Raw genomic sequence first — 23,464 nt, 5'->3', positions numbered from 1 at the left:
CGTCATGCAATCACTGTCCGGGCGGCAAGCCGCCCGGCCTTTGACTAGGTGATGAAATCAGGAGCCCTTGCCGCCGCACTTGCCGGTGGCAACGTTGAAGTTGCCGCAGGACATCGGTGCGCGCCAATCGGAGATCAGATCCTTGGAGTCCGGCAGGTAGTCGGACCATTCGTCGCCGACGACGAGGCCGGGCGTTTCCCAGACGGTCTCGAACTGGCCGTCGGCCTGGATCTCGCCGATCAGCACCGGCTTGGTGATGTGGTGGTTCGGCATCATCGTCGAGTAGCCGCCCGAAAGATTGGGCACGGAGACGCCGATCATCGCGTCCAGAACCTTGTCCGTATCGGTCGTGCCGGCCTTCTCGACCGCCTTCAGCCACATGTTGAAGCCGATGTAATGCGCTTCCATCGGGTCGTTGGTCACGCGCTTGTCGTTCTTGGTATAGGCTTTCCAGGTCTTGATGAACTCGGCGTTGGCCGGCGTGTCGACCGACTGGAAGTAGTTCCAGGCGGCGAGATGGCCGACGAGCGGGCCGGTATCGAGGCCGGCAAGCTCTTCTTCGCCGACCGAGAAGGCGACGACCGGGATGTCCTCGGCCTTGACGCCCTGGTTCGCCAGTTCCTTGTAGAACGGCACGTTGGCATCGCCGTTGATGGTCGAGACGACGGCGGTCTTCTTGCCGGCCGAGCCGAACTTCTTGATGTCGGAGACGATCGTCTGCCAGTCGGAATGACCGAACGGCGTGTAGTTGATCATGATGTCCTCGGGCTTTACGCCCTTGGCGATCAGATAGGCTTCGAGGATCTTGTTGGTCGTACGCGGGTAGACATAGTCGGTGCCTGCGAGCACCCAACGCTCGACGCTTTCGTTCTCCATCAGATAGTCGACGGCCGGGATCGCCTGCTGGTTGGGTGCTGCCCCCGTGTAGAAGACGTTGCGCTGGCTTTCCTCACCCTCGTACTGGACGGGATAGAAGAGGATCGAATTCAGCTCCTCGAATACCGGCAGAACCGACTTGCGCGACACCGAGGTCCAGCAGCCGAACACCGCCGAGACCTTGTCGACTGAGACCAGTTCGCGCGCCTTTTCGGCAAAGAGCGGCCAGTCGGACGCCGGGTCGACGACGACGGCCTCGAGCTTCTTGCCGAGCAGGCCGCCCTTCTTGTTCTGCTCGTCGATCAGCATCAGCATCGCGTCCTTCAGCGTCGTCTCGGAAATCGCCATGGTGCCGGAGAGCGAATGCAGGATGCCGACCTTGATCGTGTCGTCAGCGGCGAAAGCGCCACTGAACGCCGTTGTCGACAGGATGGCGGCCAAGAATGCGCCGGTCACGCTTGCCTTGATAGTCATCTGATGGAACCCCTCTCGTTCTGGAGCAACTGGCCTTTCGGTGCTTCTAGCCGCTGCTTGAGGGGATCATCGGACAGCCACGCTGCACTGCACATACGTCATTCTACGTAGGCGCCGGGGGCAAAGAGGAACGCCAGAGATCGCCTGGTCGCGGGCAGTTGCAACGCAGCGACGGCAGCGGCCTTGACCTTCCCATCGTTGGAAGCCCTAGAACCTGATCTGGGCGCAGGTCAGCGGGCGTGCGGCCTCGCCACATATTCGACGCGAATCGACTGGTAGCAGAGCGGCTATCGCCGGCCGTTGACGCAGGGGAATGCCGAAAGACATGACGTCCTCACTCCATCCGCATTGGGATTCCGCCCGGGAGAAGCGTTCGCTGACCCTGCGCTTCGTTGCTTTCGCAATCCTGCTGGCAAGCCTGCTGCTCGGCGGCAATGCGGGTGCGGAACGCATGCACGCGGTCGTCGTCGTCAGCTACCTCGCCATCAGCGTGGCGTCGGTGGCGACGGCGCGTTATCTGCCCGGCCGCACCTCGCTGACAACCCTCTTCGTCGTTCTCGATGCGCTGTTGGTCGCGCTGCTGCTCTATGCCCATATCCTGGCCGGTCCGGTGACGGCGAACCACAATCTGACGACGACCAGCCTCGTCGTCGCCTTTATCCTGCTTGTCCATGTCGGCCTCAAGCTCGAGCGACGCCTGGTCCTGCTCTTTTCCGCCATTGTGCTCCTATCCTGGGTAACGATGCTGGCCATGACTGCGGCAAGGCACGATGCGTCCGGTCCGCTTTCGCTGCTCGGAGCGTTCTTCAACCAGGATCTTGGTTTGACCGTGAGCTTCGGCTTCACCGCCTTTGCCATCTATCTTCTTGCGCGCGACCACGACCGGACGCGCAAGGAAGCGTTGAAGGCCGACCAGCGGCGGCAAAATCTCTCGCGCTTCTTCTCGCCGCTGGTTGTTTCTGCGCTTCAGGAGAAAGGCGATGTGCTCGGCCTTGAGCGGCGCAGCGCCGCGATCATGTTCGTGGACCTGCGCGATTTCACCAGCTTTGCCGAGGCCGCACCGGCACCTGAACTCGCCTTCGTGCTTGCCGAATACCGCCAGCTCGTCTCGCAGACGATCTTCGAACACGGCGGTACGGTCGACAAGTTCATCGGCGACGGCGTCATGGCGGTCTTCGGCCAGCCAAGGCCAAAGGAAGACGATGCCGACAGGGCGCTTGCCTGCGCACTCGATCTCGTCGACATCCTCACGGACTGGAAGAACCACAACGCGCGCAACAACCACCCGGCGCTCGATGCCGGCATCGGGCTGCACTACGGCACCGTCGTCGGCGGCGTTCTCGACAGCGGCTGCCACAGCGAATTCACTGTCATCGGCGATGCGGTCAACGTCGCCCAGCGCCTGGAATCCATGACCAAGACGCTGCAGGTGCCGCTCGTCGTCTCCGCCTCGCTGATGTGCCGGCTTCAAGGACCCGCACCGGAGGCCGCATGGATATCGCACGAGGCGGTCGTGCTGCCGGGTCGTCGCCTTCCGGTCGACATCTGGTGCCTCCAACGGGAGGCCCACCTGGCCCACCCGAACGAGGACGAGCCCTCCACCACTCCGCAGTCGCTGACGATCACCGACCGTTGAAGCTGAGCTTGAAGCGCGTGGTGAAATCGCCGCCCCACCACATGGGGAAGTTGGTGCCCCATTTGTTGTTGTGGATGTTGAAGCGAACCCCCGAGGCATAGTCGGGCAGGTCCTTGCAGAAGGCCATGAACGGCCAGGACTGCGGCGCGACCAGCGGCGTGTCGAGATTTTCGACCAGGAGTTCTACACCGCCTTCCGTCTGCCCGCGAACAGCCGTGACCGCCTGCAACTGCGCACCACCCGCACGGGCAAAATTGTCGGTCGCATGCCAATGCCCCATCTTGCGCACCCCCCACGCGGAACGCCCCTCGGGCGTGAACGACAGGAAGCTCGCTTCCGGCATGCGGTTGGCGTTCTTGCCGTAAAGCGTCAGCCGGATGTCTAGGCCGTCCTTGCCGGCGGAAAAGTCGATGGCGATTTCGGCCGGCGCACCCAATTGCTCCACGGCCTCGATGGGCATTTCCCCGACGATCGATGTCGCCGTCGTACCCCGAAGCCTGGGCGCATAACTCTGCGACCGGGCCTCCGCGACATTGGCAAGCCCGGGCTTGTCGTGATCAAGCACCGCCCAGTCCATCCATTGGGTCAGGTAAGTATCCATATGACGCCGCACGTCGCCGGCATCATAGCTTTCGTAGCGATAGGCGATCAGCGAACCCTTGTCGCCACGGACCGTCCGGCCGTCGGGCGCGGTCAAGGCGGCGACGTCACCCGTGGCCGGATCGAGGTCGATGATCCAGCCGCCCACCTGTAGCCGAGTGGCAGAATTCGCGGGCTCAGGACACGGTGGCGCGGCAAGCTCGACAAGCGCCGCTCCCGCACGCGCGACATCTTCTCCGTCGAGTTCCGCCACCGCCTGTTCAAGATAGGCGCGCTGCTCCGCCCAGGAGGCCTCAGTATAGTGGAAGCGCTGATCGGATTTCCGTGCCGCCTCGAAGGCGGGGCGTGCCCAGGCTTTCTCGTCGCGCAGGAAGGATTTGATGTCGACGCCGCAGGTGTGTTCGGCCACCAGCGCCAGCTTGCGGCCAAAGGCCTGGCGGCTTGCGGTCATCCGCTCACCGGCAAAGCGGTCGTAGAGCCGCTGCAGCGCCAGATAGCGGGCGATCTTTTCCGGATCGGTGCCGCTGCCGTGGATCCAGCTATCGCCGAGTTCCGTCTCGACGATCGGGAAACGCTCGCGCGCCGCCCACATCAGTTTGCCGTAGTCCTCCAGCGTCGCTGCGCGCACGGTTGCACCCGGCTCGTGTTTGAGGATTTCGCGATAGGCTTCGGCCGCCTGCGACACGCTCTGCGGGCCGATGTTGTCGCTGGTATGGGCGAAGCTCAGGCCATCGGAGAGACCCTCGGGGAAATAGGTCTCGCCATAGGAGCGCTGGTACATGACGACGATTTCCTCGCCGCCCGCCGCCCGCCAGCGGAAAATATCCGGGATTTCCGGCGGCGGCGAAGCGGAGTTGACGCCGATGTGCAGGAAGCGCACGCCGGCTTCCGCGAGCAGCGGCACCATGCCGAGCGTATGGCCGGGCACGTCGGTCATCTTGGCGGCGATCGTCTTCAGGCCAAAGCGATGGTCGAGTTCCTGCGCATAGGAAAGCCCGGCCTTGAAAAGATCCGGCGACATCAGTTCCGTATGGGTGGTGAAGGGCAGCGCATGCCAGCGGATCAGGCCGCGCTCGATCGTCTGCTCCAGCCGGGCGACCTCCTCCTTCGAACGTGTATTCAGATGATCCCAGATCAGCCAGGCGCCGGTCGTCCAGATGAATTGCGGCTCGTCCGGGTTCTCGTTGAAAAAATGCGCACCCGTCTCGATCGCCTGCGGAATGAAGCGCTCGTGATATTGCTTTCGGATCTTCTCGGCGTGATCGGTAAAGCCGATATCGAGATGGGTCTTGAAGACGACGTGAATGCGTTTTTCGGTCATGTTCGCTACCTTCAGCCGACGGTGCCCCGCACGATCAGGCGGGTGTTGAGTGTCTCGGTAAACGGCTCGGCATCGGGCGCCCTGAGCCGCATGAGGATGAGGCGGACGAGCGCACGCACGCGCTCTTCGAGGTCGATGCGCACGGTGGTGAGGTTGTAGCTCTTCCAGTGCGCCTGCGGGATGTCGTCGAAGCCGACGACCTTGACGTCCTCTGGCACCGAAAGCCCGAGTTCGTGGCGCAGCGCGTCGATTGCGCCGAAGGCGCCGACGTCGTTGGCCGCGAAGATCGCATCGGCACCTTCGCCGATCCGAAAGAGATCGAGCGTCGCCTGGTAAGCGGTGTCATAGGTGTAGTCGCCGGCAAGTACGACTGGCGCATCCATGCCGCGTTCGGCCAGCGTTTCCTTCAGCGTACGCTCGCGCTCGGCATTGGCGAGCGACTGCGCCTTGCCGCCGAGATACGCGATGCGTCGCGCGCCATAGCCCTGAAGCAGCGCCACGGCCTGCTCGATGCCGTTCTTCTGGCGCACGAGCAGCCGGTCATAAAGCGTGCCGGAGGCCGCACCCGCAAACTGCTTCACGTCGTCGTAGATCACGTAGATCGGTACGGCGCGGTCGAGAAAGCCGCAAAGCACATCGGGCAGGATGTTCTCGGTAAAGGCGATCACCGAGTCCGGGTTGAAGCCGCGCATATAGGTGAGAAGGCGCGGATCCATGCTGAAATCCGCCTTGGCCTTGAACAGCAGCGTGGCAAAGCCTTCCGCCTGCAGTGCCGTGGTCAGCGCGTCGATCTCCTGGCTCTCCCAGGGGCTGCAGACGTCGGGAACGATCATGCCGACGAGATGCGAGCGGCCGGTGACCAGCGAGCGGGCCGCCATGTCGGGCGTGTAGTTCAGGTCACGCGCCACCTGCAGGATACGGTCGCGCTTTTCCGGCTTCAGCGACGCGTTCGGGTTGAAGGCCCGCGAGACCGCCACGCGGGAAACATTGGCCTCGCGCGCCACCTGGTCTGCGGTGGCTCGGGCAGCTTTCTTGTCGGCGCGCTCGTTCATCAATCCGTCACAAAATGAAAACGTGTTCATTCACAGAAGAGAGCAAAGCGGCGATTTCGTCAAGCAGAATAGATATTCCGCCAAATTTTACGTACGGAATACATGATCCATATTGACAAAAATGAAAGCGTGTTCATTCTTGACCATCGTCGGGACGCCGGCCCTGGAGGAGGGACGGACTGTCGCAGCCAGACACATAGGTCCTTGAGAGGATCGACCGGGAGGAGAAAACATGCGTACCAGGTTTCATTCCCTATTGCTCGGCGCAGCCGCGGCCATCGCCTTTGCAGCACCCGTGAGCGCCACCGAACTCAACATTACCTGCCGCTGCATCATCGGCGGCGTAAACAGCGGCATGGCCGAGTGGATCGAAAAGAAGGTCATTCCGGCCTTTACCGAGAAGATGAAGGCCGAAGGCAAGGACGTCACCGTCAAGCTCACCCAGTTCGGCGGCGAAGACGAGCAACTGACGCAGCAGCTCGCGCTCGACTTTTCGACGGGCGCCGGCCCTGATGTCTCTGGCTTCGACGGCTTCCTGATCCCGAGCTTCGTTCAGGGCAATCTCTTGAAGTCGCTTGAGGAAGTGGCCGGCCCAGACGTTCCGAAGTGGGAGGGCTGGCAGCACATCTCCGACGGCACCAAGGCGCTGATGAGCTACCAGGGCAAGCCCTATGGCATTGCGCTTGGCACCGACGCCCGCATGATCTTCGTGCGCAAGGACCTGTTAAAATCGGCCGGCCTCGACGCTGACAACTGGCAGCCGAAGTCCTGGGACGAGTTGCTCGATGCCGCCCGCAAGATCAAGGCTGCAGCGCCCGACAGCTTCCCGCTGCAGCTCAATGCTGGCGTCTCCATGGGCGAGGCGACGACGATGCAGGGCTACTGGATGGCACTGCTCGGCACCGGCGAACAGGTCACCGACGACAGCGGCAAATACATCGTTTCGAGCCAGGGCATTCTCGACACGCTGAAGCTCTACAAGACCATCTATGTCGACGACAAGCTCGGCGACCAGCGCGCGCAGCTGCTGGCCGACGGCCGCAACCGCACCTTCGCCAATTTCCGCGACGGCAAGACGGCGATGCTGGTGGAAGGCGACTGGTTCTATCGCTCGGTGACGGCGCCCGGCGCCGAATTCGCCGTCGCCGATCGCGACAACACCATGACCTGGAAGAAGATGCCGGCCGCGGCACCCGGCAAGGGCCTGCGCGGCCAGGACTTCGTCACCATGTCCGGCGGCACTGGTTTCGTCATCAATCCGCATACGGACGCGCCTGCCGAATCCTGGGCGCTGCTTTCCTTCATGAACAGCAAGGAGCAGCTCGACGCGTTCCAGGAAATCCAGCCGGCCATCCGCATCCGCGACGACGTGGCGATCCCGAACTCGCCGTTCCTGACGGAAACGGCAACGACGCTTTTGCCGATCACCACGGCCCGTCCGAACGACGCCAACTACAACAAGGTCTCGACCGAGATCCAGCGCATGACCGAAAGCGTCGTTTCCGGCGAGCTTTCGCCCGAGGACGCAATGGCCCAGTACAAGGCGGCTGTCATCGCCATCGTCGGCGAAGAAAACACCGTCAGCACGCTCTAGCGCCAATGCGGGATGCGACCGCAACGAGGCCCTCATCCCGCTTCGATCCAACGACAGAGCGCCCGGCTGCCATCCGTGGCCGGGCTCCCGATCCAGGATATGGGCATGAAACGCGCATGAAGAAATTCTCCCTGCTTTCGACGCGCGCCGGCGCGCTTTTCCTGGCACCGGCGTCGGCCCTCGTCGGGGTCTTCGTCATCATTCCCTTCTTCTGGGTGATCTTCGTATCCTTCACCAACCGCACGCTGCTCGGCCGCACGGCCGTCGACCCCGATTTCGTCGGCCTCCAGAACTATTTCGCGCTCTTCAATCCCGCGACCTTCTTCACCCGCGGCCAGTTCGGCTTTTCGCTGATCCTGACGATCCAGTTCGTGCTGCTCTCGGCCCTGATCGGCCAGGCGCTGCTCGGCCTGCTGCTCGCCTGGCTCAGCCAGACGGTGACGCCGACGCTCAAATCCTTCCTGCAAACCGCCGTCATCGCCGCCTGGATCCTGCCGGAGGTGGTGATCGGCTTTGCCTGGTTCGCCTTCCTCGACTACGACAACGGCACGCTCAACATGATCCTGCGTGGTCTCGGCCTGCCGCCCGGCGACTGGCTGTTGCAGCAGCCCTTCTGGGTGATCGTGTTCTTCAACACCTGGCGGGGTGCCGCGTTCTCGATGATGCTGTTCAATTCGGCGTTCCAGTCGATCCCGCCAAGTTATTTCCAGGCGGCAGATGTGGCCGGCGCCACCTCTTGGCAGAAGCTGCGCGACATCGCGCTGCCGCTGATCCGCGGTCACGTTGTGACTGACCTGATCCTCATCACCATGTGGACCTTCAACGTCTTCACGCCGTTCCTGCTCACCCATGGCGGGCCGTCCTATCGCACCGAGATCCTCTCGATCTACACCTACCGCATCGCGTTCAAGGATTTCGAGTTCGGCAAGGGCGCTGCCGTCGGCGTCGTCATCATGCTGATCAACCTGGCCTTTGCGCTCGTCTATCTTCGCCTTGCCCACAAGAAGCCGGTGGAGGCCGAATGATGCAGAAGAAAACTCAGAACATCTTCGTGCGGCGCACGATCTTTGCCGCCGCCGCCACTTTCCTCGGCACGGTCTTCGCGCTGCCGCTCGTCTGGTTCATCTTCGCACCGTTCAACGCGCGTGCCGAACTCGGGCTCGCGATCCCCTCGCCCTTCACGCTCTCGAACTTCACTACTGTCTTCCAGAACACGTTTGCGATGCAGGCCCTGCTGAACAGTCTGATCCAGGCAGCGGGTGGCGTCGTGCTGGTCGGCGCGGCGGCGACGCTTGCCGCCTATGCGCTCTCGCGCTCGCCGATCCCGGGCAAGGGTGCCGTCACCTATATCCTGCTCTTGTTCTCGTCGGTCGTTTCAGGCTCGGCGGCGATGGTGCCGATTTTCCTGATCATCTCGGCGGCAGGCCTGATCGATACCCATCTCGCCGTGATCCTCGTCTTTGCCGGCGGGCTGCTGCCGACGGCGATGTTCATTCTGCGCGATTTCATCGACGCCATTCCACGTTCCTACGAGGAGAGCGCAATGGTCGCCGGCGCCTCGCCGCTGCAGGCCTTCTTCGACGTGGCTTTGCCGGTCATCCGGCCGGGCATCGTCGTGGTCGTCGTCTGGGCCTTCGTCAACATCTGGGGCAGCTTCCTCATCCCCTTCATCCTGCTGCGCAGCGACAAGCTGATGCCGGCGTCGGTCGCCATCTATTCCTTCTATTCGGAGGCCGGCACGCCGATCGTCACGCTGCTCGCCGCCTATTCGCTGATCTACTCCCTGCCCGTCATCGCCCTCTATCTCTTCGTGAACTGGAAATTCGGTTTCCGGTTCTTCGGTGGCATCAAGTCGTAATCGGAAATCTGTCATGGCCTCTGTCGAATTCCAGAATATCTCCAAGACCTTCGGCGCCTTCGTCGCCGTGCCCGACATCAGCTTCCAGATCGCCGATGGCGAATTCATCTGCCTGCTCGGCCCGTCGGGCTGTGGCAAGACCACCAGCCTGCGCATGATCGCGGGACTCGAAACCCCGACCTCCGGCCGGGTGATGATCGGCGGACGGGACGTGACCTATTTGCATCCGAAGGACCGCGGCATATCCATGGTCTTCCAGGACTATGCGCTCTACCCGCACATGAACATCGCCGACAACATCGCTTACCCCTTGAAAGTGCGCGGCGAGCAGGAGACCAAGCGCCACGCCCGGGCCAAGGAAGTCGCCGATGTCCTGAAGATCGGCGACCTGATGAAGCGGCTGCCAAGCCAGATCTCCGGCGGTCAGCAGCAGCGAACGTCGTTGGCGCGTGCGCTCGTCTATCCGAGCGAGGTCTATCTTTTCGACGAACCGCTTTCGAACCTCGACGCCAAGCTCCGGCTCGAAGCGCGCGGCTTCCTCAACCACCTACAGCGCGACATGGGCATGACCGCGGTCTACGTCACGCACGATCAGGCCGAGGCCATGGCGCTTGCAACCCGCATCGCCGTCATGGACAAGGGCCGGATCGTCCAGTTCGCGCCGCCGATCGAGATCTACCGCCGGCCGGCGACGACCTTCGTCGCCAACTTCGTCGGCAACCCGCCGATGAACCTGGTGCCGGTCGAGGCATCGGTCGGTGAAGGCGCTCTCCACCTCCGCGCCGACGGCCTTCAGCTTGCGCCGATCGCACTCACGGACGCCATCGCCAAGGCGGCAAGATCCGGCAGGATGACGCTCGGCGTCCGCCCCGAACATCTGCGCATTGCTGCCGCGGGTGACCCGAATGTGGTTTCCGGCGAACTCTTCGCCAACGAGAACATGGGACCGGAGAGCCTCGTCACGTTGGAGCGCGGCGACAACGGTCGCGTGACCGCACGCATCTTTACCGACGACGAGATCAAGGTCGGAACATCAGTCCATCTCGCCTTCGACGCCAGGCACATTACCCTCTTCGACGACAGCGGCGCCCGCATTCCCGACGCCGACGAGCGCTGAGGCAACCATGCAGGAATTTTTCGTGCGGATCACCCGGCAGCATCAGGCGGCCGACCCCTATTTCTACCTGCCCTTCGCGGTGCCCGATGGGGTGACGCGCATCGACGCCACGCTAAGCTATCCGAAGGCGGAAGATTGCATCATCGATCTCGGCGCTCTCGATCCGCGGGCGACCGATTACCCGGCCAGCCAAGGTTTTCGCGGCTGGAGCGGCGGGGCGCGCGACCGCTTCTTCATCGCCACCGATGACGCCACGCCCGGTTACATCCACGGCGAGATACCGCCCGGCCAGTGGAAGGTGATGCTCGGTCTTTACAAAATCCCCGAAGAAGGCGCCGATGTCCGCGTGACGGTCGATTTCGACAAGAGCCCGCGCTCCATCGTGCCGCAGCCGGAAAGAACGTTCCCGGTGCGCAAACAGGCCGAATGGTATCGCGGCGATCTGCACTGCCACACCTTCCACTCCGATGCGGCCGGCTCGCCCGAACTGCTGCACGCCGCCGCCCGCCAGGCAGGTCTCGATTTCCTTGCGGTTGCCGACCACAACACCATCACCCAGCGGCGCTATTTTCACCCGCATTCCTCCGCCGACCTCGTCTTCATCCGTGCCATGGAAATCACCACCGCGGTCGGCCACGCCAATGTCTTCGGCGTCGACGACTGGATCGATTTTCGCATGACGAAGCCGGAGCACGCCCACACGCTCGCGCGCATGGTACACGAGCGTGGCGGCCTGCTCTCGGTCAACCACGACAAGCCGACCATCCCCTGGGACTACGACCTGCCCGAAATCGACTGCATGGAGGTCTGGCAGTCCCATTGGCTGGCGTGGAACTGGGTGTCACTCGAGCGCTACCAGCAGCGCCTCGCCTCCGGCCTGAAGATCTCGGCGATCGGCGGCAGCGATTTCCACCAGCCGGCACGGCTGATGCCCGAGGGACCGCTGGTTCTTGCTCGGCCGACGACGGTTCTCTATCTGAATGAGCTTTCCGAAGACGCCGTGCTCGGGGCCATGAAGTCAGGCCACGGCTATGTCACGGAGAGCCCAACCGGGCCGCATCTGGAACTCGTTGCCAACGGCCAGCCGATGGGATCGACGGTGGCTGGCCCGGTGGCTGCGGAGGCTTTGGTTCGCGGCGCCGGCGGCGACAGGCTGCTGTGGCTCGACGCCTCGGGCATTGTCAGCGAACAGGTGATCGAAGCCGACGATTGGACCGGCCACTATGCCGGTTCGCCTGATCGCTTCCTCCGGACCGAAATCGTCGCCGTCGCAAGCCGCGAGACGATCGTTTCCGAGTTCCGCGACGCATTCGCCGGCAAAAGCCTACCCTGGCAGCTTTCCGAGGAGGATCTCGCCCGCCAGACGATCCGCCGGGCGATCAGCAACCCAATCTATTGCCGCCCCGCCTGACGCTTGCTTCCTGCTTTCGCTTGAAATGGTTTTCACGGCATCGGCTTCCGTCGCTGCCGGTCGCCGACCGATGGCGATTGGGATCGGCCGCAACCCAATCTGCCCTTCGCGGCAAATTTTTCGTTTGCAGCAATTTTAAGCAGAAATCTTCCGTGCTAAGAAAAGAGGCATAAATTCCCTCGACGGCACGTTAGGACCCCCATGGCGGCACGCCAGCGCATCATTCCCATAAGGCGGGAATACAATCGTTGGGTCGCCAACCAGACGCTCGAGGACTATGCGCTGCGCTTCACCGCCAAGAGCGCCCGGCGGTTTTCGTCCGAGCGCATTTCGCAGACGGCCATCGGCGCGATCTCGTTTCTGGCGCTGGAAGCGATCGGCGGCGCCATCACCATGTCCTATGGCACCACCAACGCGATCGTCGCGATCGTCGTCGCCAGCCTGATGATCCTGACCGTCGGGCTGCCGATCAGCCGCTACGCCATCCGCCACGGCGTCGACATCGATCTCCTCACCCGAGGCGCCAGCTTCGGCTATATCGGCTCGACGGTGACCTCGCTGATTTATGCCAGCTTCACCTTCATCCTCTTTGCGATCGAGGCCTCGATCATGTCGGGCGCGCTCGAACTGGCGCTCGGGATTCCCTTATGGATCGGCTACATCCTGAGTGCGGTCGTCGTCATTCCGCTCGTCACCCACGGCGTGCGGCTGATCAGCAAGTTCCAGCTGATCACGCAGCCGTTCTGGATCGTGCTCAACGTCCTGCCCTTCGTCTTCATCGCCTTCGCCGATTGGGAAAAGGTCGGCGCCTGGCTCGCCTATGCGGGCATGCATCACACCTCCGGTCCACCCGGTACCTTCGCGCCGTTCGATCTCGTCGAGTTCGGCGCGGCGTCCGCCGTGATCTTCGCGCTGATGGCACAGATCGGCGAGCAGGTCGACTTCCTGCGCTTCCTGCCGCCCGATGGTCAGCGCAAGCTGCATCATCGCATCGCCGTCTTCCTCGCCGGCTCTGGCTGGGTGATCGTCGGCGCGCCGAAATTGCTCGCAGGCTCCTTCCTGGTGGTGCTGGCGCTTTCGGCCGGGGTGCCATCGACCAAGGCCGCCGATCCGGCGCAGATGTACTACACCGCCTTCGGCTACATGATCCCCTCCGATACGGCAGCCCTGCTGCTGATGGTCGCCTTCGTCGTCGTGTCGCAGCTGAAGATCAACGTCATGAACGCCTATGCCGGGTCGCTTGCCTGGTCGAATTTCTTCTCGCGGCTCACCCACAGCCACCCGGGCCGCGTCGTCTGGCTGGTGTTCAACGTCGCGATCGCGCTTCTGTTGATGGAGCTCGGCATCTACCGGCTGCTTGAAGAAACGCTCGGCGTCTTCTCGATCATCGCCATGGCCTGGCTTTGCACCATCTCAGCGGATCTTTTCGTCAACAAGCCGCTCGGTCTGTCGCCGCCCGGCATCGAATTCAAGCGAGCCCATCTCTATGACATCAACCCTGTCGGCCTCGGCGCCATGGCGATCTCGGCGACGGTGGCGCTGACGGCGCATTTCGGCGCCTTCGGCGAAATCGCTGCCTCGCTTGCGCCCTACATCGCGCTGGTCGCCGCCTTCCTCGCCTCGCCTGCGATCGCTTGGGCGACCGACGGCCAGTTCTACCTTGCCCGCAAACCGCGCCGGAGTTGGGCTAACCGGACGGACATCACCTGTTCGATCTGCGAGCACCCGTTCGAGCCGGAGGACATGGCCTGGTGCCCGGCCTATGCGGCGCCGATCTGCTCGCTCTGCTGCTCGCTCGATAGCCGCTGCCATGACATGTGCAAGCCGAAGGCGCGCTTCAACGCTCAGGTCGCGACCGTCGCCAACGCACTGCTTCCCCGCACCGTCACCGAGAAGCTCGCGACGCGGCTCGGCCGCTACGCCATCTCCGCGGTGCTGTCGATCGCCGGCATCGGCCTCATCCTCGCAATGATCGCCCACCAGACGGCCGGCACGTCCCGGGAGGTCGCTGCCGTCGTCGAGCGCACCGTCGCCGTCGTCTTCTTCGTCTTTGCCGTGCTCGCCGGTATCGTCTCCTGGTTCTACGTGCTTGCCCATGACAGCCGCGTGGTCGCCGAGGAAGAATCCTCCCGACAGAACACGTTGCTCCTGAAAGAAATCGCCGCCCACAAGAAGACCGACGCTGCACTCCAGCAGGCGAAGGAAACGGCGGAAGCAGCCAACCGCGCCAAGAGCCGCTATGTCGTCGGCCTCAGCCATGAACTCCGAACGCCGCTCAATGCCGTGCTCGGCTACGCCCAGGTGCTGGAGCGCGACGAGACGATACCGCCGGCGCGCCAGGGCGCGATCAAGGTCATCAAGCGCAGCGCCGATCACCTCTCCGGCCTGATTGACGGCCTCTTGGATATCTCCAAGATCGAGGCCGGCAAGCTGCAGGTCTATTCCAACGAGATCAACATTCACGATTTCCTCGACCAGATCGTCGAGATGTTTCGCCCGCAGGCGTTGGCCAAGAGCATCAGCTTCGAGCATGAACGCGCCGCCAGCCTGCCACGCTACGTGAAGACCGACGAGAAACGCCTGCGCCAGATCCTCGTCAATCTCTTGTCCAACGCATTGAAATTCACCGAGCGCGGCGGCATTCGTCTGGATGTCGCCTATCGCAGCCAGGTGGCGACCTTCACGGTTGCCGACAGCGGCCGCGGCATTGCCGACAAGGACCTGCCGCGCATCTTCGATCCCTTCCAGCGCGGCGAGGCCGAACATCAAGGCAGCATGCCGGGCCTCGGCCTTGGCCTCACGATCACGCGGCTTTTGACGCAGACGCTTGGCGGCGAAATCGCTGTCACCAGTGCGCTTGGGGAAGGCACCAGCTTCCGCGTGCGGCTGATGCTGTCGGCGGTCGACCGACCGCTACCTCCCGCGGCCCCGCGCCGCATCACCTCCTATCTCGGCCCGCGCCGCACCATCATCGTCGTCGACGACAACGCCGACCATCGTGACCTCATGCGCGAGATCCTCGTGCCGATGGACTTCAAGGTGCTGACCGCCGCGTCCGGAGCCGATTGCCTGGCGCTGCTTCAAGACCTCGGCGCCGACCTCTTCCTCATCGATATCTCGATGCCGGGCATGAGCGGCTGGGAGCTTGTCGATCGGCTGCGCCAGGGCGGACAGGTCGCGCCGATCATCATGCTGTCGGCCAATATCGGCGACGGTTCGGCGACCGGAGCGTTCCGCGGCCACAACGACACGCTCGCCAAACCCTTCCCGGTCGGCCAACTCGCCGACAAGTTCGCCGTGCACCTTGGCCTCACCTGGGTTCACGAGGGAGAAGAGAAGCAAGCCGGCCCGGCACCGGTCTCGAAGCCGCTGAGGCGCCCCGATGCCTACCACGTCGAAGAACTGATCCGCCTTGGAGAGATCGGCTATGTCAGGGGCATCGAGGCCAAGTTGACGGAGATTGCCCTGCAGCCCGAACACCAGCCCTTTGCCGAGGCCGCCCGCGCCTATGTGCAGGCCTTCGACCTCTCGGGCTACGACGCCTTCCTCAAGAACAACGCGGCCAACGGAGACGATGCCCATGGCTGAGACCAGCGCCCGCCGCGACATCGTGCTTCTCGTCGACGATTCCCCGGAGGCGCTCGGCTTCCTGACGGAAGCGCTGGAGCAATCCGGCTTTTCCGTGCTGATCGCGACCTCCGGCAACGCCGCCCTTTCGATTGCCGAGCGCATCACGCCCGACGTCATCCTGCTCGATGCCGTCATGCCCGGCATCGACGGCTTCGAGACCTGCCGCCGCCTCAAGGGCAACGCCGCCGTCGGCCAGACGCCGGTGCTGTTCATGACCGGGCTGACAGAGACCGAACACGTGGTGCGCGCGCTTGAAGCCGGCGGCGTCGATTATCTGACCAAGCCGATCAACATCGATGAGTTGAGAGCGCGCATCCGCGTACATCTCTCCAATGCCCGCTCGGCCCAGAGCGCACGGGTCGCCCTCGACGCGGCCGGCCGTCATCTGCTCGCGGTGCGCGGCGACGGGAGCGTCTGCTGGTCGACGCCACAGGCAACGCGTCTCGTCAACGCCGCAACCGGCCGCGACGATGGTATGGCAATCGTCACCCGGCGCATCGCGGGCTGGATAGCAACCCGCCTGCGCGCAGGCGCGCCCGAAGACGGCAGCTTCATGCTCGACCAGCCCGAGCAGTCGTCGCTGCAGATATCCTTCCTCGGCTCGATCGGCCCGAATGAACACCTCTTCCGTCTGACGGCGGAAAATCGGCGCTCAGACGATGCGGTGTTGCGTCAGCACTTCGCATTGACCCCCAGGGAATCGGAGGTGCTGCTGTGGATCGCAAAGGGCAAGGCGAACCGCGACATCGGCGAGATCCTCGGCCTGAGCGCGCGCACCGTCACCAAGCATCTGGAGCAGATCTATGTGAAGCTCGGCGTCGAGAACCGGGCGTCCGCCGCGGTGAAAGCCACGCAAGTTCTGCACAGTCTGTAGGCAGGCTGCGGTCCGATTTCCGCTTCTTGCTGCCGCACGTCCAGCGTCATGGGCGGGTCAGCACTTCCTGAAAGCGACAGCCGACCGGCACGCATCGCAAGCAGCAATCTGCACGCGCTCAGGCCGCGCCCGCCGCTCACCTTGCCTGCAACGTTGCCCAGGCGAAGGCCTCATCGAGTGCGGCAAACTTGACCGCTTGCCAATGGCGGTAATCGTCGACCAGGTCGCGCGAAATCCAGAGCGGACCGCGGCTGCCGGAACTCTCCCAGCCGAGAACGCCGAGATCACCGGCACGCGCGAAAACCCTTTGCGCATGGGTGCGCGAGATGATGTAGCGGCTGGAGATCTCACCTGGCTTGAGGGGCCCGATCCAAATCCGCTGATCGGGCAGGACGCCCGTCGGCAGCCGCGCCACCAGGTCGTGCAGGATGTTGCTGCCTGACTCCGTCGAGACGAAAGCGGCGATGCTTTCGGGTGGGTCGCACCAGGCGCGATCCGCGATGAGCCGCCGCATCGCACGCGGGAGCGCATGATGCATCAAGGTCGGCTCGGTTTGCGACTGCGCCAGCCTTGTCCCCTCGTCGAGCCTGTCGAGCGATGAAAGGTGCCCCTCGAACCACTGCCGGATCAGGTCCTCGGCGACATCGGAAAGGATCAGGGGCCTGATCCGCTTGTCGCCGCCCTGCTCCGCATCGAGAAGCAGTCGATAGTTGCGCATCTCGGCCAGGTGCGCCGCTGCCGTGTTCTTGCTGGCTACGTTGTTGCCGGCGATAAAGTCGATCAGCCTTGCCGTCGTCAGGTCCGGGCGGGTTGGATCGGTCAGCCGCTCGAAGTGCAACGTCAGGATGGCTTGAGTGAGCAGCCATTTTCTCAGGCTGGCAGTATAGCGCACGATGCGCGGAGCGGCGTCATGGATCGCAACCATATGAAGAGCCGCCTGACGCAAGGCCTCCCCAAAGAGCGGATCGCCGACCAGCCGCGCAGGCGTGAACGGCGTTTCGTCGTGCGGGGAGCGGACACATTCGGGTCGCGCCGTCACGGGCAGCCCCCTGACAGCGTAGCCGCTGTTCGTTGCTTGCGACCGCGTGAAATGAACCGGTGGCTGGCGGGCGCCTTTAGGCGGACCCGAGCACCCAGATCGGTTGAAAAAGGCAAAAAGCACGTAACACCGAACATAAACCGGTCCCCCTCCCGCTCCGGTGGCCAAAAGCTAAATCGGACAGACAGCGCAGATCGAGGTCTATACTTACAAGGTAACGAAGTCTTTACCCTTTTTACGGATGGGGACGACGAGACGCTGCTTCAGAGATCAACGTTAATACGGGAAATTGAAAACAGCAGCGCATGTGCAGGCAAATCTGATAAAACAGCGCCAGGGATTACACTTTGATGACTGCCGGATGCGTCGCCCGACGTGATCGATCGTCGGGTCCAGCCAGATAGAGCGGCCCATGAGGAACTTCGCCGCCACATCTTGCGTTGACAATCGAGTGCAGCAACGGGGTGTTGCAGCATCCACGCAATGGGAGGTGCAAGGCATGTGGCGATGGGTCCTGATGGTCGCACTCATCTTGCCGTCCACGAGTGCCTCACGGGCAGACGAGGGCGCGTTCCTGAAAACCCTTGGCGGCAATTGGGCAGGCACCGGAACGGTGCGCATCCGTGCCCACATGTCGCCGATGAACATTTCCTGCAACTTCAGTTCCAAGGCGAGCGACGCCGCTCTATCGATGGAGGGCGTCTGCCGCGGCATGCTGCTGATCTCGCGATCCATCGACGCGAAGCTGCGTTTTACCGGGTCCACCTATAGCGGCTCCTATCTCGGCCCCCGCGGCGGCCGCGCCGGGCTCAACGGTACACGACGCGGCGATGCGATCAACCTCACCATTCGATGGGCGAAGGAAGTCAATGGCGACCGCAGTGCCGACCTGACCTTGCGCAAGGTCGGCACCAACGGGATGCAGTTGAAGACGATCGATGTCGATCCCGCTTCCGGCAAGCGGATCGTCACGAGCGAGATCAATCTCAAGCGAAAATAGCCTTGGCCTCCGTCCCCTCCTGACTGGCTCGGAATTGACGCGTTGCCGGCGCCGTCAGGCGGTCGCCGCCGCCCGGGCATCGAAATCCGCAGTCCATTGCAGCGACGGCCGCGCGCCACAGCGCTCGACCCAGTCCTTGATGGCGGCGCTATCCGGTGTTGCCGCGGGGTACCAGGCGAAGGGCGAATGCAAGAGCAGGTCGGCCGCCGAGTAGTGCTCGCCCATCAGATAGGGACCGTCCTTCAAGGCGTTTTCGAGCCGCTCTGCGAGTTCAGCCGGGCCACGGAAGGTCGCATCCAGATAGGGATGCGACAGCCCGGCTGCCTGCGCGATCAGGACCGGCTCGACCACGCCGGCATACCAGGCAAGCCAGCTCAAGTACCGACCACGCTGCGCGTCGCCTGCGGCCGGCGCCATCTGCTTTTCCGGAAAGAGATCCGTCAGATACTGGATGATTGCGATGCTTTCCCAGAGCTCGACACCGTCATGGACGAGCAGTGGCACCTTGCCTTCCGGATGCGGGTTCTTCGGATCCTTGCGGCCGCTGCCATCGCCTCGAGTGATATCGACGATCTCGATCGCGACCTTGTCCACGGCGTCGAGTTCGCGAAGCAGGGTGATGATGCGCGACGAGCGCGAGCGCGGGGCGTGAAAGAGTGTCAGCATGGTCTGGTTCCTCGGTTGCGTTTGGCAATGCGGATCTTATACAGTCGGCCAACTGCCAGTTTTCGTCAGTAGGCTTCCTCTATCCTCCAAAGTCATGGCCCGTAGTGATCGTCTGTTCCGCCTGCTCCAGGCGCTTCGCACACTCCCCTCCCCGGTAACGGCCGCGCGCCTCGCCGAGGAAACGGGCGTGTCGTTGCGCTCGCTCTATCGGGACATCGACAGCCTGCGCGCCGCCGGCGCCGTCATCGATGGCGAGCGCGGCTTCGGCTACCGGCTGACGGAGGACATCGCCTTGCCGCCACAAACCTTCACACGACTTGAAATCGAAGCACTGGTGCTCGGCCTGGCCGAAGTGCAGCATATGGGCGAGCCGGATCTCGCGGCCGCTGCAGGCGCCGTGCTTTCCAAGATAACGGCGACGCTGCCCGATCGGTTGCAGCGCCAGGCGCTACATGCCGCTTCCCAGGTTTATCGCTTCGAACGCCGGGATCCGCCGGTTGCCGATGTCGCTCTTTTGCGTGAGGCCTGCTGGCAGGAGCGCGCAGTCATGATCGGCTATATCGACGCCGACCAGCAGCGGACGGGCCGACAGGTCCTGCCGCTGGCGATCGTCTATCTCGAGCGGATGCTGGTGCTGCTTGCCTGGTGTTGCCTGCGCCAGGATTTCCGCAAGTTCCGCGTCGACCGCATCGTCGATGTCGCGATGACGGAGGAGAGTTTCCGCCCGCGCCGGGTGCCGATGCTCCGGGACTTCGTCGCCTATCTGAACGCCGGTGCGCCTGAAACGTCGAAGATGACCTTGAGCGGCCAGTAGCCCAAACGAAAACGCGGCCCGTGTTGCCACGAGCCGCGTCCGGACTGCTGTCGCAGTCATGCCTTGGGAGGCAAACTTATTCCGCGGCCTGCAAGGCCGGCTGTGGCAAGGCTTCCGGCGTGCGACCACCAAGGACCGCGGCCATCTGTGCCTCGTCGAGTTCCCCTTCCCACTTCGCAACGACGATGGTTGCGACCGCATTGCCGACGAAATTGGTCAGCGCGCGGCATTCCGACATGAAGCGATCGATGCCGAGGATCAGCGCCATGCCGGCGACCGGTACGGCCGGCACGACCGAGAGCGTCGCAGCCAGCGTGATGAAACCGGCGCCGGTGATGCCGGCGGCACCCTTCGAGCTCAGCATCGCGACGAGCAGCAGCAGCACCTGATCACCGAGCGACAGCGGGATATCCATCGCCTGGGCGATGAAGAGTGCGGCCAGCGTCATGTAGATGTTGGTGCCGTCGAGGTTGAAGGAGTAGCCGGTCGGGATGACCAGGCCGACAACCGAACGCTTGCAGCCGGCCTTTTCCATCTTGCTCATCAGGCCCGGAAGGGCTGCTTCCGACGAGGACGTGCCGAGAACGAGCAGCAGCTCTTCCTTGATGTAGCGGATGAGCGCCACGATCGAGAAGCCGTTGTAGCGGGCGACGGCGCCGAGAACGATGAACACGAAGAGGAAGGACGTGATGTAGAAGGTGCCGATCAGCATCGCGAGGTTGGCGATTGAGCCGACGCCGTATTTGCCGATGGTGAAGGCCATCGCGCCGAAGGCGCCGATCGGGGCGGCCTTCATCAGGATGCCGACCAGCTTGAAGACCGGCAGCGTCAGCGCGTGCAGGAAGTCGACGACCGGTTCGGCCTTCTTGCCGACCATGGCGAGCGACAGACCGAAGAGCACGGAAATGAACAGCACCTGCAGGATGTCGCCATCGGCGAAGGCACCGACCAGCGTCGTCGGGATGATGCCCATCAGGAAGCCGGTGATCGTCTGCTCATGCGCCTTCTCGGCATAGGTGGTCACCGCCTTGACGTCGAGCGAAGCCGGATCGATGTGCATGCCGGCGCCCGGCTGCACGACATTGGCGACGATCAGGCCGATGATCAGCGCCAGCGTCGAAAACGTCAGGAAGTAGATCATCGCCTTACCGGCGACGCGGCCGACCTTGGCAAGATCGGTCATGCCGGCGATGCCGGTCGCGACCGTCAGGAAGATGACCGGCGCGATGATCATCTTGACGAGACGGATGAAGGCGTCGCCGAGGGGCTTCAGTTCCGTGCCGAGCGACGGATAGAAATGGCCGAGCAGAATACCGGCGGCGATCGCCACCAGCACCTGGACATAGAGATGGCGATAGAAAGGTGTCTTGCCGCGCGGTTCCGCGGATTGTTCGATAATCATGAGTTCCTCCACTGCACCCAGTCCGGCGTCATGCCGGGCCTCCCGGGTCAAATTCCGATGCGCGACAGCGCGGGCTGTCATGAGGATGTCATTTGCAACGGCCGTGCCAGTTCGCGGCGGCAGGAACCAACCCTTTGAATTGATGAGAATGTTTTGTGCGGGCGGCTTGGCGCGCACAAAGAGTTGAGCGGATTTCCGCACAGCCCATCTGGAAGCCTGAGCGAAAAAATGCACAATTGGACCATGTTCAATGCCCTCTCCGCCCCCCTCAATCTGGCAGATCTCGACCAGTCGATGCGCCGCACTTGGCTCGTCTTTGCCGGCCTTGCCGTCGCCCTGCTTGTCGCTGCACTCCTGCTTGCCGGCGAATACGGCCGAAGCCAGGCGCTCGAAACGGTCGATGCCCAAAGCCGGATCGATGCCAATCTGAAGGCCTCGCTGCTGCGCGCCGTGCTCGAGCGCCAGCGGTCGACGCCGCTGGTGCTGGCCGACGATGTCGAGGTGAAGGCGGCCCTTTCGACCCGCAGCCCAGCGGCGCTGCAGCGGCTGGACGAAAAGCTGCAGGCGCTGGCGGCCAACACGGATGCCGCTGTCATCTACGTGATCGGCCCCGATGGCGTCGCGGTCGCTGCCAGCAACTGGCGCGAGCCGACGAGTTTCGTCGGCAACGACTATGCCTTCCGCGAGTATTTCCGCATGGCGATGCGCGACGGCAAGGCCGAGCATTTCGCCATGGGCAACGTCAGCAAGCGGCCAGGTCTCTATATCTCCCGCCGGGTTCAGGGTCCCGACGGTCCGATCGGCGTCGTCGTCGCCAAGCTCGAGTTCGACGATGTGGAGGCCGAATGGCTCACGTCCGGCAAGCCGGTCTACGTCACCGACCGGCGCGGTATCGTGCTGATCACCAGCTTCCCGTCCTGGCGCTTCATGACGACGAGGACCATTCCGCGCGATCGCGTCGCCGCCATCCGCGACAGCCTGCAGTTCGGCGATGCCTCGCTGCTGCCGTTGCCTTTCCGCGACATCGAACCGACGAGCGACGGTTCCAGCGAGTTGCGGGCGCTCCTGCCCGGCGACAGCGAGCGGCGGTTCCTCAGGGTCGAAACCATGGTGCCGACCACAAGCTGGCGGCTGGAGCAACTGGCGCCGCTCGATGGCGCGATCTCGGCGGCAACCCGCGAGGCCCGGCTGATTGCGCTCGCTCTCCTCGCACCGCTGCTGGCCCTTACCGCCTTCCTCCTGCGCCGCCGCCAGACGCTGGCGTTCGCATCGGCGCGGGATCGCGCCGCCCGCGACGAGCTGGAAACCCGCGTGGCGGAGCGCACCCATGATCTCAGCCTTGCCCGCGATCATCTCGAAACCGAGATCGCCGACCACCGGCGCACCGGCGAGAAGCTGCAAGCGGTGCAACAGGAACTGATCCAGGCGAACCGGCTGGCGATCCTCGGCCAGGTGGCGGCCGGCGTCGCCCATGAGATCAACCAGCCGGTCGCGACCATCCGCGCCTATGCCGACAACGCCCGCACCTTCCTCGATCGCGGCCAGCAGCAGACCGCGGTCGAGAACCTCGTCAGCATCGCCGAACTGACCGACCGGGTCGGCACCATTACCGACGAACTCAGAAGCTTTGCCCGCAAGGGCCGCTTCGTCGCCGAACCGACGCCGATGCGCGACGTGATCGAAGGGGCGATGCTGTTGCTGCGCAGCCGCTTTGCCGGCCGCATGGATGCGATCGGCATCGACCTGCCGGAAACTGGCCTCCGCGTGCTCGGCAGTCGCATCCGGCTGGAACAGGTGCTGATCAATCTTCTGCAGAACGCGCTGGAAGCGCTCGGCGCGCGCGGCGATGCAGAGATCCGCGTGCGCTGCGAGGACAGCCCCTCCGGGACGGTTTCGCTCGTCGTTGCCGACAACGGCCCGGGCATTCCCCCGCATATCCGCGAGGATCTGTTCACGCCGTTCAACACCTCGAAGGACGAGGGCCTCGGCCTCGGCCTTGCCATCTCCAAGGAGATCGTCGCCGATTATGGCGGCGATATCACCGTCGATACCAGCGACAAGGGCACCGTCTTCACGGTTCGCCTGAAGAGGGCCTGAGCG

Annotated in this window: 17 protein-coding genes; 11 read left to right on the top strand and 6 right to left on the bottom strand. The window is 63.6% G+C overall.

Going from position 1 to position 23,464, the window contains the following annotated elements; translation table 11 throughout:
- Positions 1-57: 57 nt before the first annotated feature.
- A complete protein-coding gene (gene urtA, locus ACIQUG_RS25815; RefSeq protein WP_402324985.1) occupies positions 58-1,350 on the bottom strand; it encodes an urea ABC transporter substrate-binding protein in 1,293 nt (430 codons plus the stop codon).
- A 325-nt stretch (positions 1,351-1,675) separates the two neighbouring features.
- Between urtA and ACIQUG_RS25810 the strand changes: the two genes are divergently transcribed.
- Positions 1,676-2,986: an adenylate/guanylate cyclase domain-containing protein gene (locus ACIQUG_RS25810; RefSeq protein WP_402324984.1), complete on the top strand. Its 1,311-nt coding sequence runs from the start codon at positions 1,676-1,678 to the stop codon at positions 2,984-2,986.
- On the opposite strand, the gene ACIQUG_RS25805 is transcribed toward ACIQUG_RS25810, so the two are convergent.
- Positions 2,973-4,907 (bottom strand): DUF5054 domain-containing protein, encoded by a 1,935-nt coding sequence (locus ACIQUG_RS25805; protein ID WP_402324982.1) that lies wholly within the window; start codon positions 4,905-4,907, stop codon positions 2,973-2,975. The genes ACIQUG_RS25810 and ACIQUG_RS25805 overlap by 14 nt on opposite strands.
- Positions 4,908-4,918: 11 nt before the next feature.
- Positions 4,919-5,959, bottom strand: a complete 1,041-nt coding sequence (locus tag ACIQUG_RS25800) for a LacI family DNA-binding transcriptional regulator (protein ID WP_402324981.1) — start codon at positions 5,957-5,959, stop codon at positions 4,919-4,921.
- 232 nt (positions 5,960-6,191) lie between these two features.
- Here ACIQUG_RS25800 and ACIQUG_RS25795 point away from each other — a divergent pair, with 232 nt between their 5' ends.
- The 7 genes from ACIQUG_RS25795 to ACIQUG_RS25765 all read left to right on the top strand — a co-directional run bounded on the left by ACIQUG_RS25795 (position 6,192) and on the right by ACIQUG_RS25765 (position 16,443).
- Positions 6,192-7,553, top strand: coding sequence for an extracellular solute-binding protein (locus ACIQUG_RS25795; protein WP_402324980.1), 1,362 nt, complete (start codon positions 6,192-6,194; stop codon positions 7,551-7,553).
- 116 nt (positions 7,554-7,669) lie between these two features.
- Complete coding sequence (locus ACIQUG_RS25790) at positions 7,670-8,578, top strand: carbohydrate ABC transporter permease (RefSeq protein ID WP_043617508.1); 909 nt, start codon at positions 7,670-7,672, stop codon at positions 8,576-8,578.
- Positions 8,578-9,411 carry a carbohydrate ABC transporter permease gene (locus tag ACIQUG_RS25785; RefSeq protein ID WP_402324979.1) on the top strand — a complete coding sequence of 278 codons (834 nt, stop codon included), beginning with the start codon at positions 8,578-8,580 and terminating at the stop codon, positions 9,409-9,411. Before ACIQUG_RS25790 ends, ACIQUG_RS25785 begins: the two co-directional genes overlap by 1 nt.
- A 13-nt stretch (positions 9,412-9,424) precedes the next feature.
- On the top strand, positions 9,425-10,528 hold the full coding sequence (locus ACIQUG_RS25780) for an ABC transporter ATP-binding protein (protein ID WP_402324978.1): 1,104 nt from the start codon (positions 9,425-9,427) through the stop codon (positions 10,526-10,528).
- Positions 10,529-10,535: 7 nt separating this feature from the next.
- Entirely contained in the window at positions 10,536-11,939 is a 1,404-nt protein-coding gene (locus tag ACIQUG_RS25775) for a CehA/McbA family metallohydrolase (protein ID WP_402324977.1), read from the top strand.
- Positions 11,940-12,140: 201 nt separating this feature from the next.
- Entirely contained in the window at positions 12,141-15,527 is a 3,387-nt protein-coding gene (locus ACIQUG_RS25770) for an ATP-binding protein (RefSeq protein ID WP_402324976.1), read from the top strand.
- On the top strand, positions 15,520-16,443 hold the full coding sequence (locus ACIQUG_RS25765) for a response regulator (protein WP_402324975.1): 924 nt from the start codon (positions 15,520-15,522) through the stop codon (positions 16,441-16,443). Before ACIQUG_RS25770 ends, ACIQUG_RS25765 begins: the two co-directional genes overlap by 8 nt.
- A 136-nt stretch (positions 16,444-16,579) precedes the next feature.
- Here ACIQUG_RS25765 and ACIQUG_RS25760 read toward each other — a convergent pair whose 3' ends face one another.
- Positions 16,580-17,482 (bottom strand): hypothetical protein, encoded by a 903-nt coding sequence (locus ACIQUG_RS25760; RefSeq protein WP_402324974.1) that lies wholly within the window; start codon positions 17,480-17,482, stop codon positions 16,580-16,582.
- A gap of 499 nt (positions 17,483-17,981) precedes the next feature.
- Here ACIQUG_RS25760 and ACIQUG_RS25755 point away from each other — a divergent pair, with 499 nt between their 5' ends.
- Complete coding sequence (locus tag ACIQUG_RS25755; protein WP_402324972.1) at positions 17,982-18,482, top strand: hypothetical protein; 501 nt, start codon at positions 17,982-17,984, stop codon at positions 18,480-18,482.
- A 54-nt stretch (positions 18,483-18,536) separates the two neighbouring features.
- On the opposite strand, the gene ACIQUG_RS25750 is transcribed toward ACIQUG_RS25755, so the two are convergent.
- A complete protein-coding gene (locus tag ACIQUG_RS25750) occupies positions 18,537-19,148 on the bottom strand; it encodes a glutathione S-transferase family protein (RefSeq protein ID WP_402324971.1) in 612 nt (203 codons plus the stop codon).
- A gap of 94 nt (positions 19,149-19,242) precedes the next feature.
- Here ACIQUG_RS25750 and ACIQUG_RS25745 point away from each other — a divergent pair, with 94 nt between their 5' ends.
- Positions 19,243-19,962: a helix-turn-helix transcriptional regulator gene (locus ACIQUG_RS25745; protein ID WP_402324969.1), complete on the top strand. Its 720-nt coding sequence runs from the start codon at positions 19,243-19,245 to the stop codon at positions 19,960-19,962.
- 76 nt (positions 19,963-20,038) lie between these two features.
- Here ACIQUG_RS25745 and ACIQUG_RS25740 read toward each other — a convergent pair whose 3' ends face one another.
- A complete protein-coding gene (locus ACIQUG_RS25740; protein WP_402324968.1) occupies positions 20,039-21,364 on the bottom strand; it encodes a dicarboxylate/amino acid:cation symporter in 1,326 nt (441 codons plus the stop codon).
- Between the two features lie 228 nt (positions 21,365-21,592).
- Here ACIQUG_RS25740 and ACIQUG_RS25735 point away from each other — a divergent pair, with 228 nt between their 5' ends.
- Entirely contained in the window at positions 21,593-23,461 is a 1,869-nt protein-coding gene (locus tag ACIQUG_RS25735; protein ID WP_402324967.1) for an ATP-binding protein, read from the top strand.
- Positions 23,462-23,464 lie beyond the last annotated feature (3 nt).

The organism is Ensifer sp. NPDC090286, assembly GCF_044769565.1.
In the GTDB taxonomy this organism is placed as follows: Bacteria; Pseudomonadota; Alphaproteobacteria; order Rhizobiales; family Rhizobiaceae; genus Ensifer.
Note: the sequence above shows the minus strand (reverse complement) of the source record. Positions and strands in the feature narration are given on the sequence as shown.

Coding starts and splice junctions, on each gene's coding strand:
- ACIQUG_RS25755 (WP_402324972.1), top strand. CDS start 17,982: ATGTGGCGATGGGTCCTGATGGTCGCACTCATCTTGCCGTCCACGAGT.
- ACIQUG_RS25750 (WP_402324971.1), bottom strand. CDS start 19,148: ATGCTGACACTCTTTCACGCCCCGCGCTCGCGCTCGTCGCGCATCATC.
- urtA (WP_402324985.1), bottom strand. CDS start 1,350: ATGACTATCAAGGCAAGCGTGACCGGCGCATTCTTGGCCGCCATCCTG.
- ACIQUG_RS25785 (WP_402324979.1), top strand. CDS start 8,578: ATGCAGAAGAAAACTCAGAACATCTTCGTGCGGCGCACGATCTTTGCC.
- ACIQUG_RS25800 (WP_402324981.1), bottom strand. CDS start 5,959: ATGAACGAGCGCGCCGACAAGAAAGCTGCCCGAGCCACCGCAGACCAG.
- ACIQUG_RS25790 (WP_043617508.1), top strand. CDS start 7,670: ATGAAGAAATTCTCCCTGCTTTCGACGCGCGCCGGCGCGCTTTTCCTG.
- ACIQUG_RS25805 (WP_402324982.1), bottom strand. CDS start 4,907: ATGACCGAAAAACGCATTCACGTCGTCTTCAAGACCCATCTCGATATC.
- ACIQUG_RS25795 (WP_402324980.1), top strand. CDS start 6,192: ATGCGTACCAGGTTTCATTCCCTATTGCTCGGCGCAGCCGCGGCCATC.
- ACIQUG_RS25810 (WP_402324984.1), top strand. CDS start 1,676: ATGACGTCCTCACTCCATCCGCATTGGGATTCCGCCCGGGAGAAGCGT.
- ACIQUG_RS25740 (WP_402324968.1), bottom strand. CDS start 21,364: ATGATTATCGAACAATCCGCGGAACCGCGCGGCAAGACACCTTTCTAT.
- ACIQUG_RS25770 (WP_402324976.1), top strand. CDS start 12,141: ATGGCGGCACGCCAGCGCATCATTCCCATAAGGCGGGAATACAATCGT.
- ACIQUG_RS25735 (WP_402324967.1), top strand. CDS start 21,593: ATGCACAATTGGACCATGTTCAATGCCCTCTCCGCCCCCCTCAATCTG.
- ACIQUG_RS25745 (WP_402324969.1), top strand. CDS start 19,243: ATGGCCCGTAGTGATCGTCTGTTCCGCCTGCTCCAGGCGCTTCGCACA.
- ACIQUG_RS25775 (WP_402324977.1), top strand. CDS start 10,536: ATGCAGGAATTTTTCGTGCGGATCACCCGGCAGCATCAGGCGGCCGAC.
- ACIQUG_RS25780 (WP_402324978.1), top strand. CDS start 9,425: ATGGCCTCTGTCGAATTCCAGAATATCTCCAAGACCTTCGGCGCCTTC.
- ACIQUG_RS25765 (WP_402324975.1), top strand. CDS start 15,520: ATGGCTGAGACCAGCGCCCGCCGCGACATCGTGCTTCTCGTCGACGAT.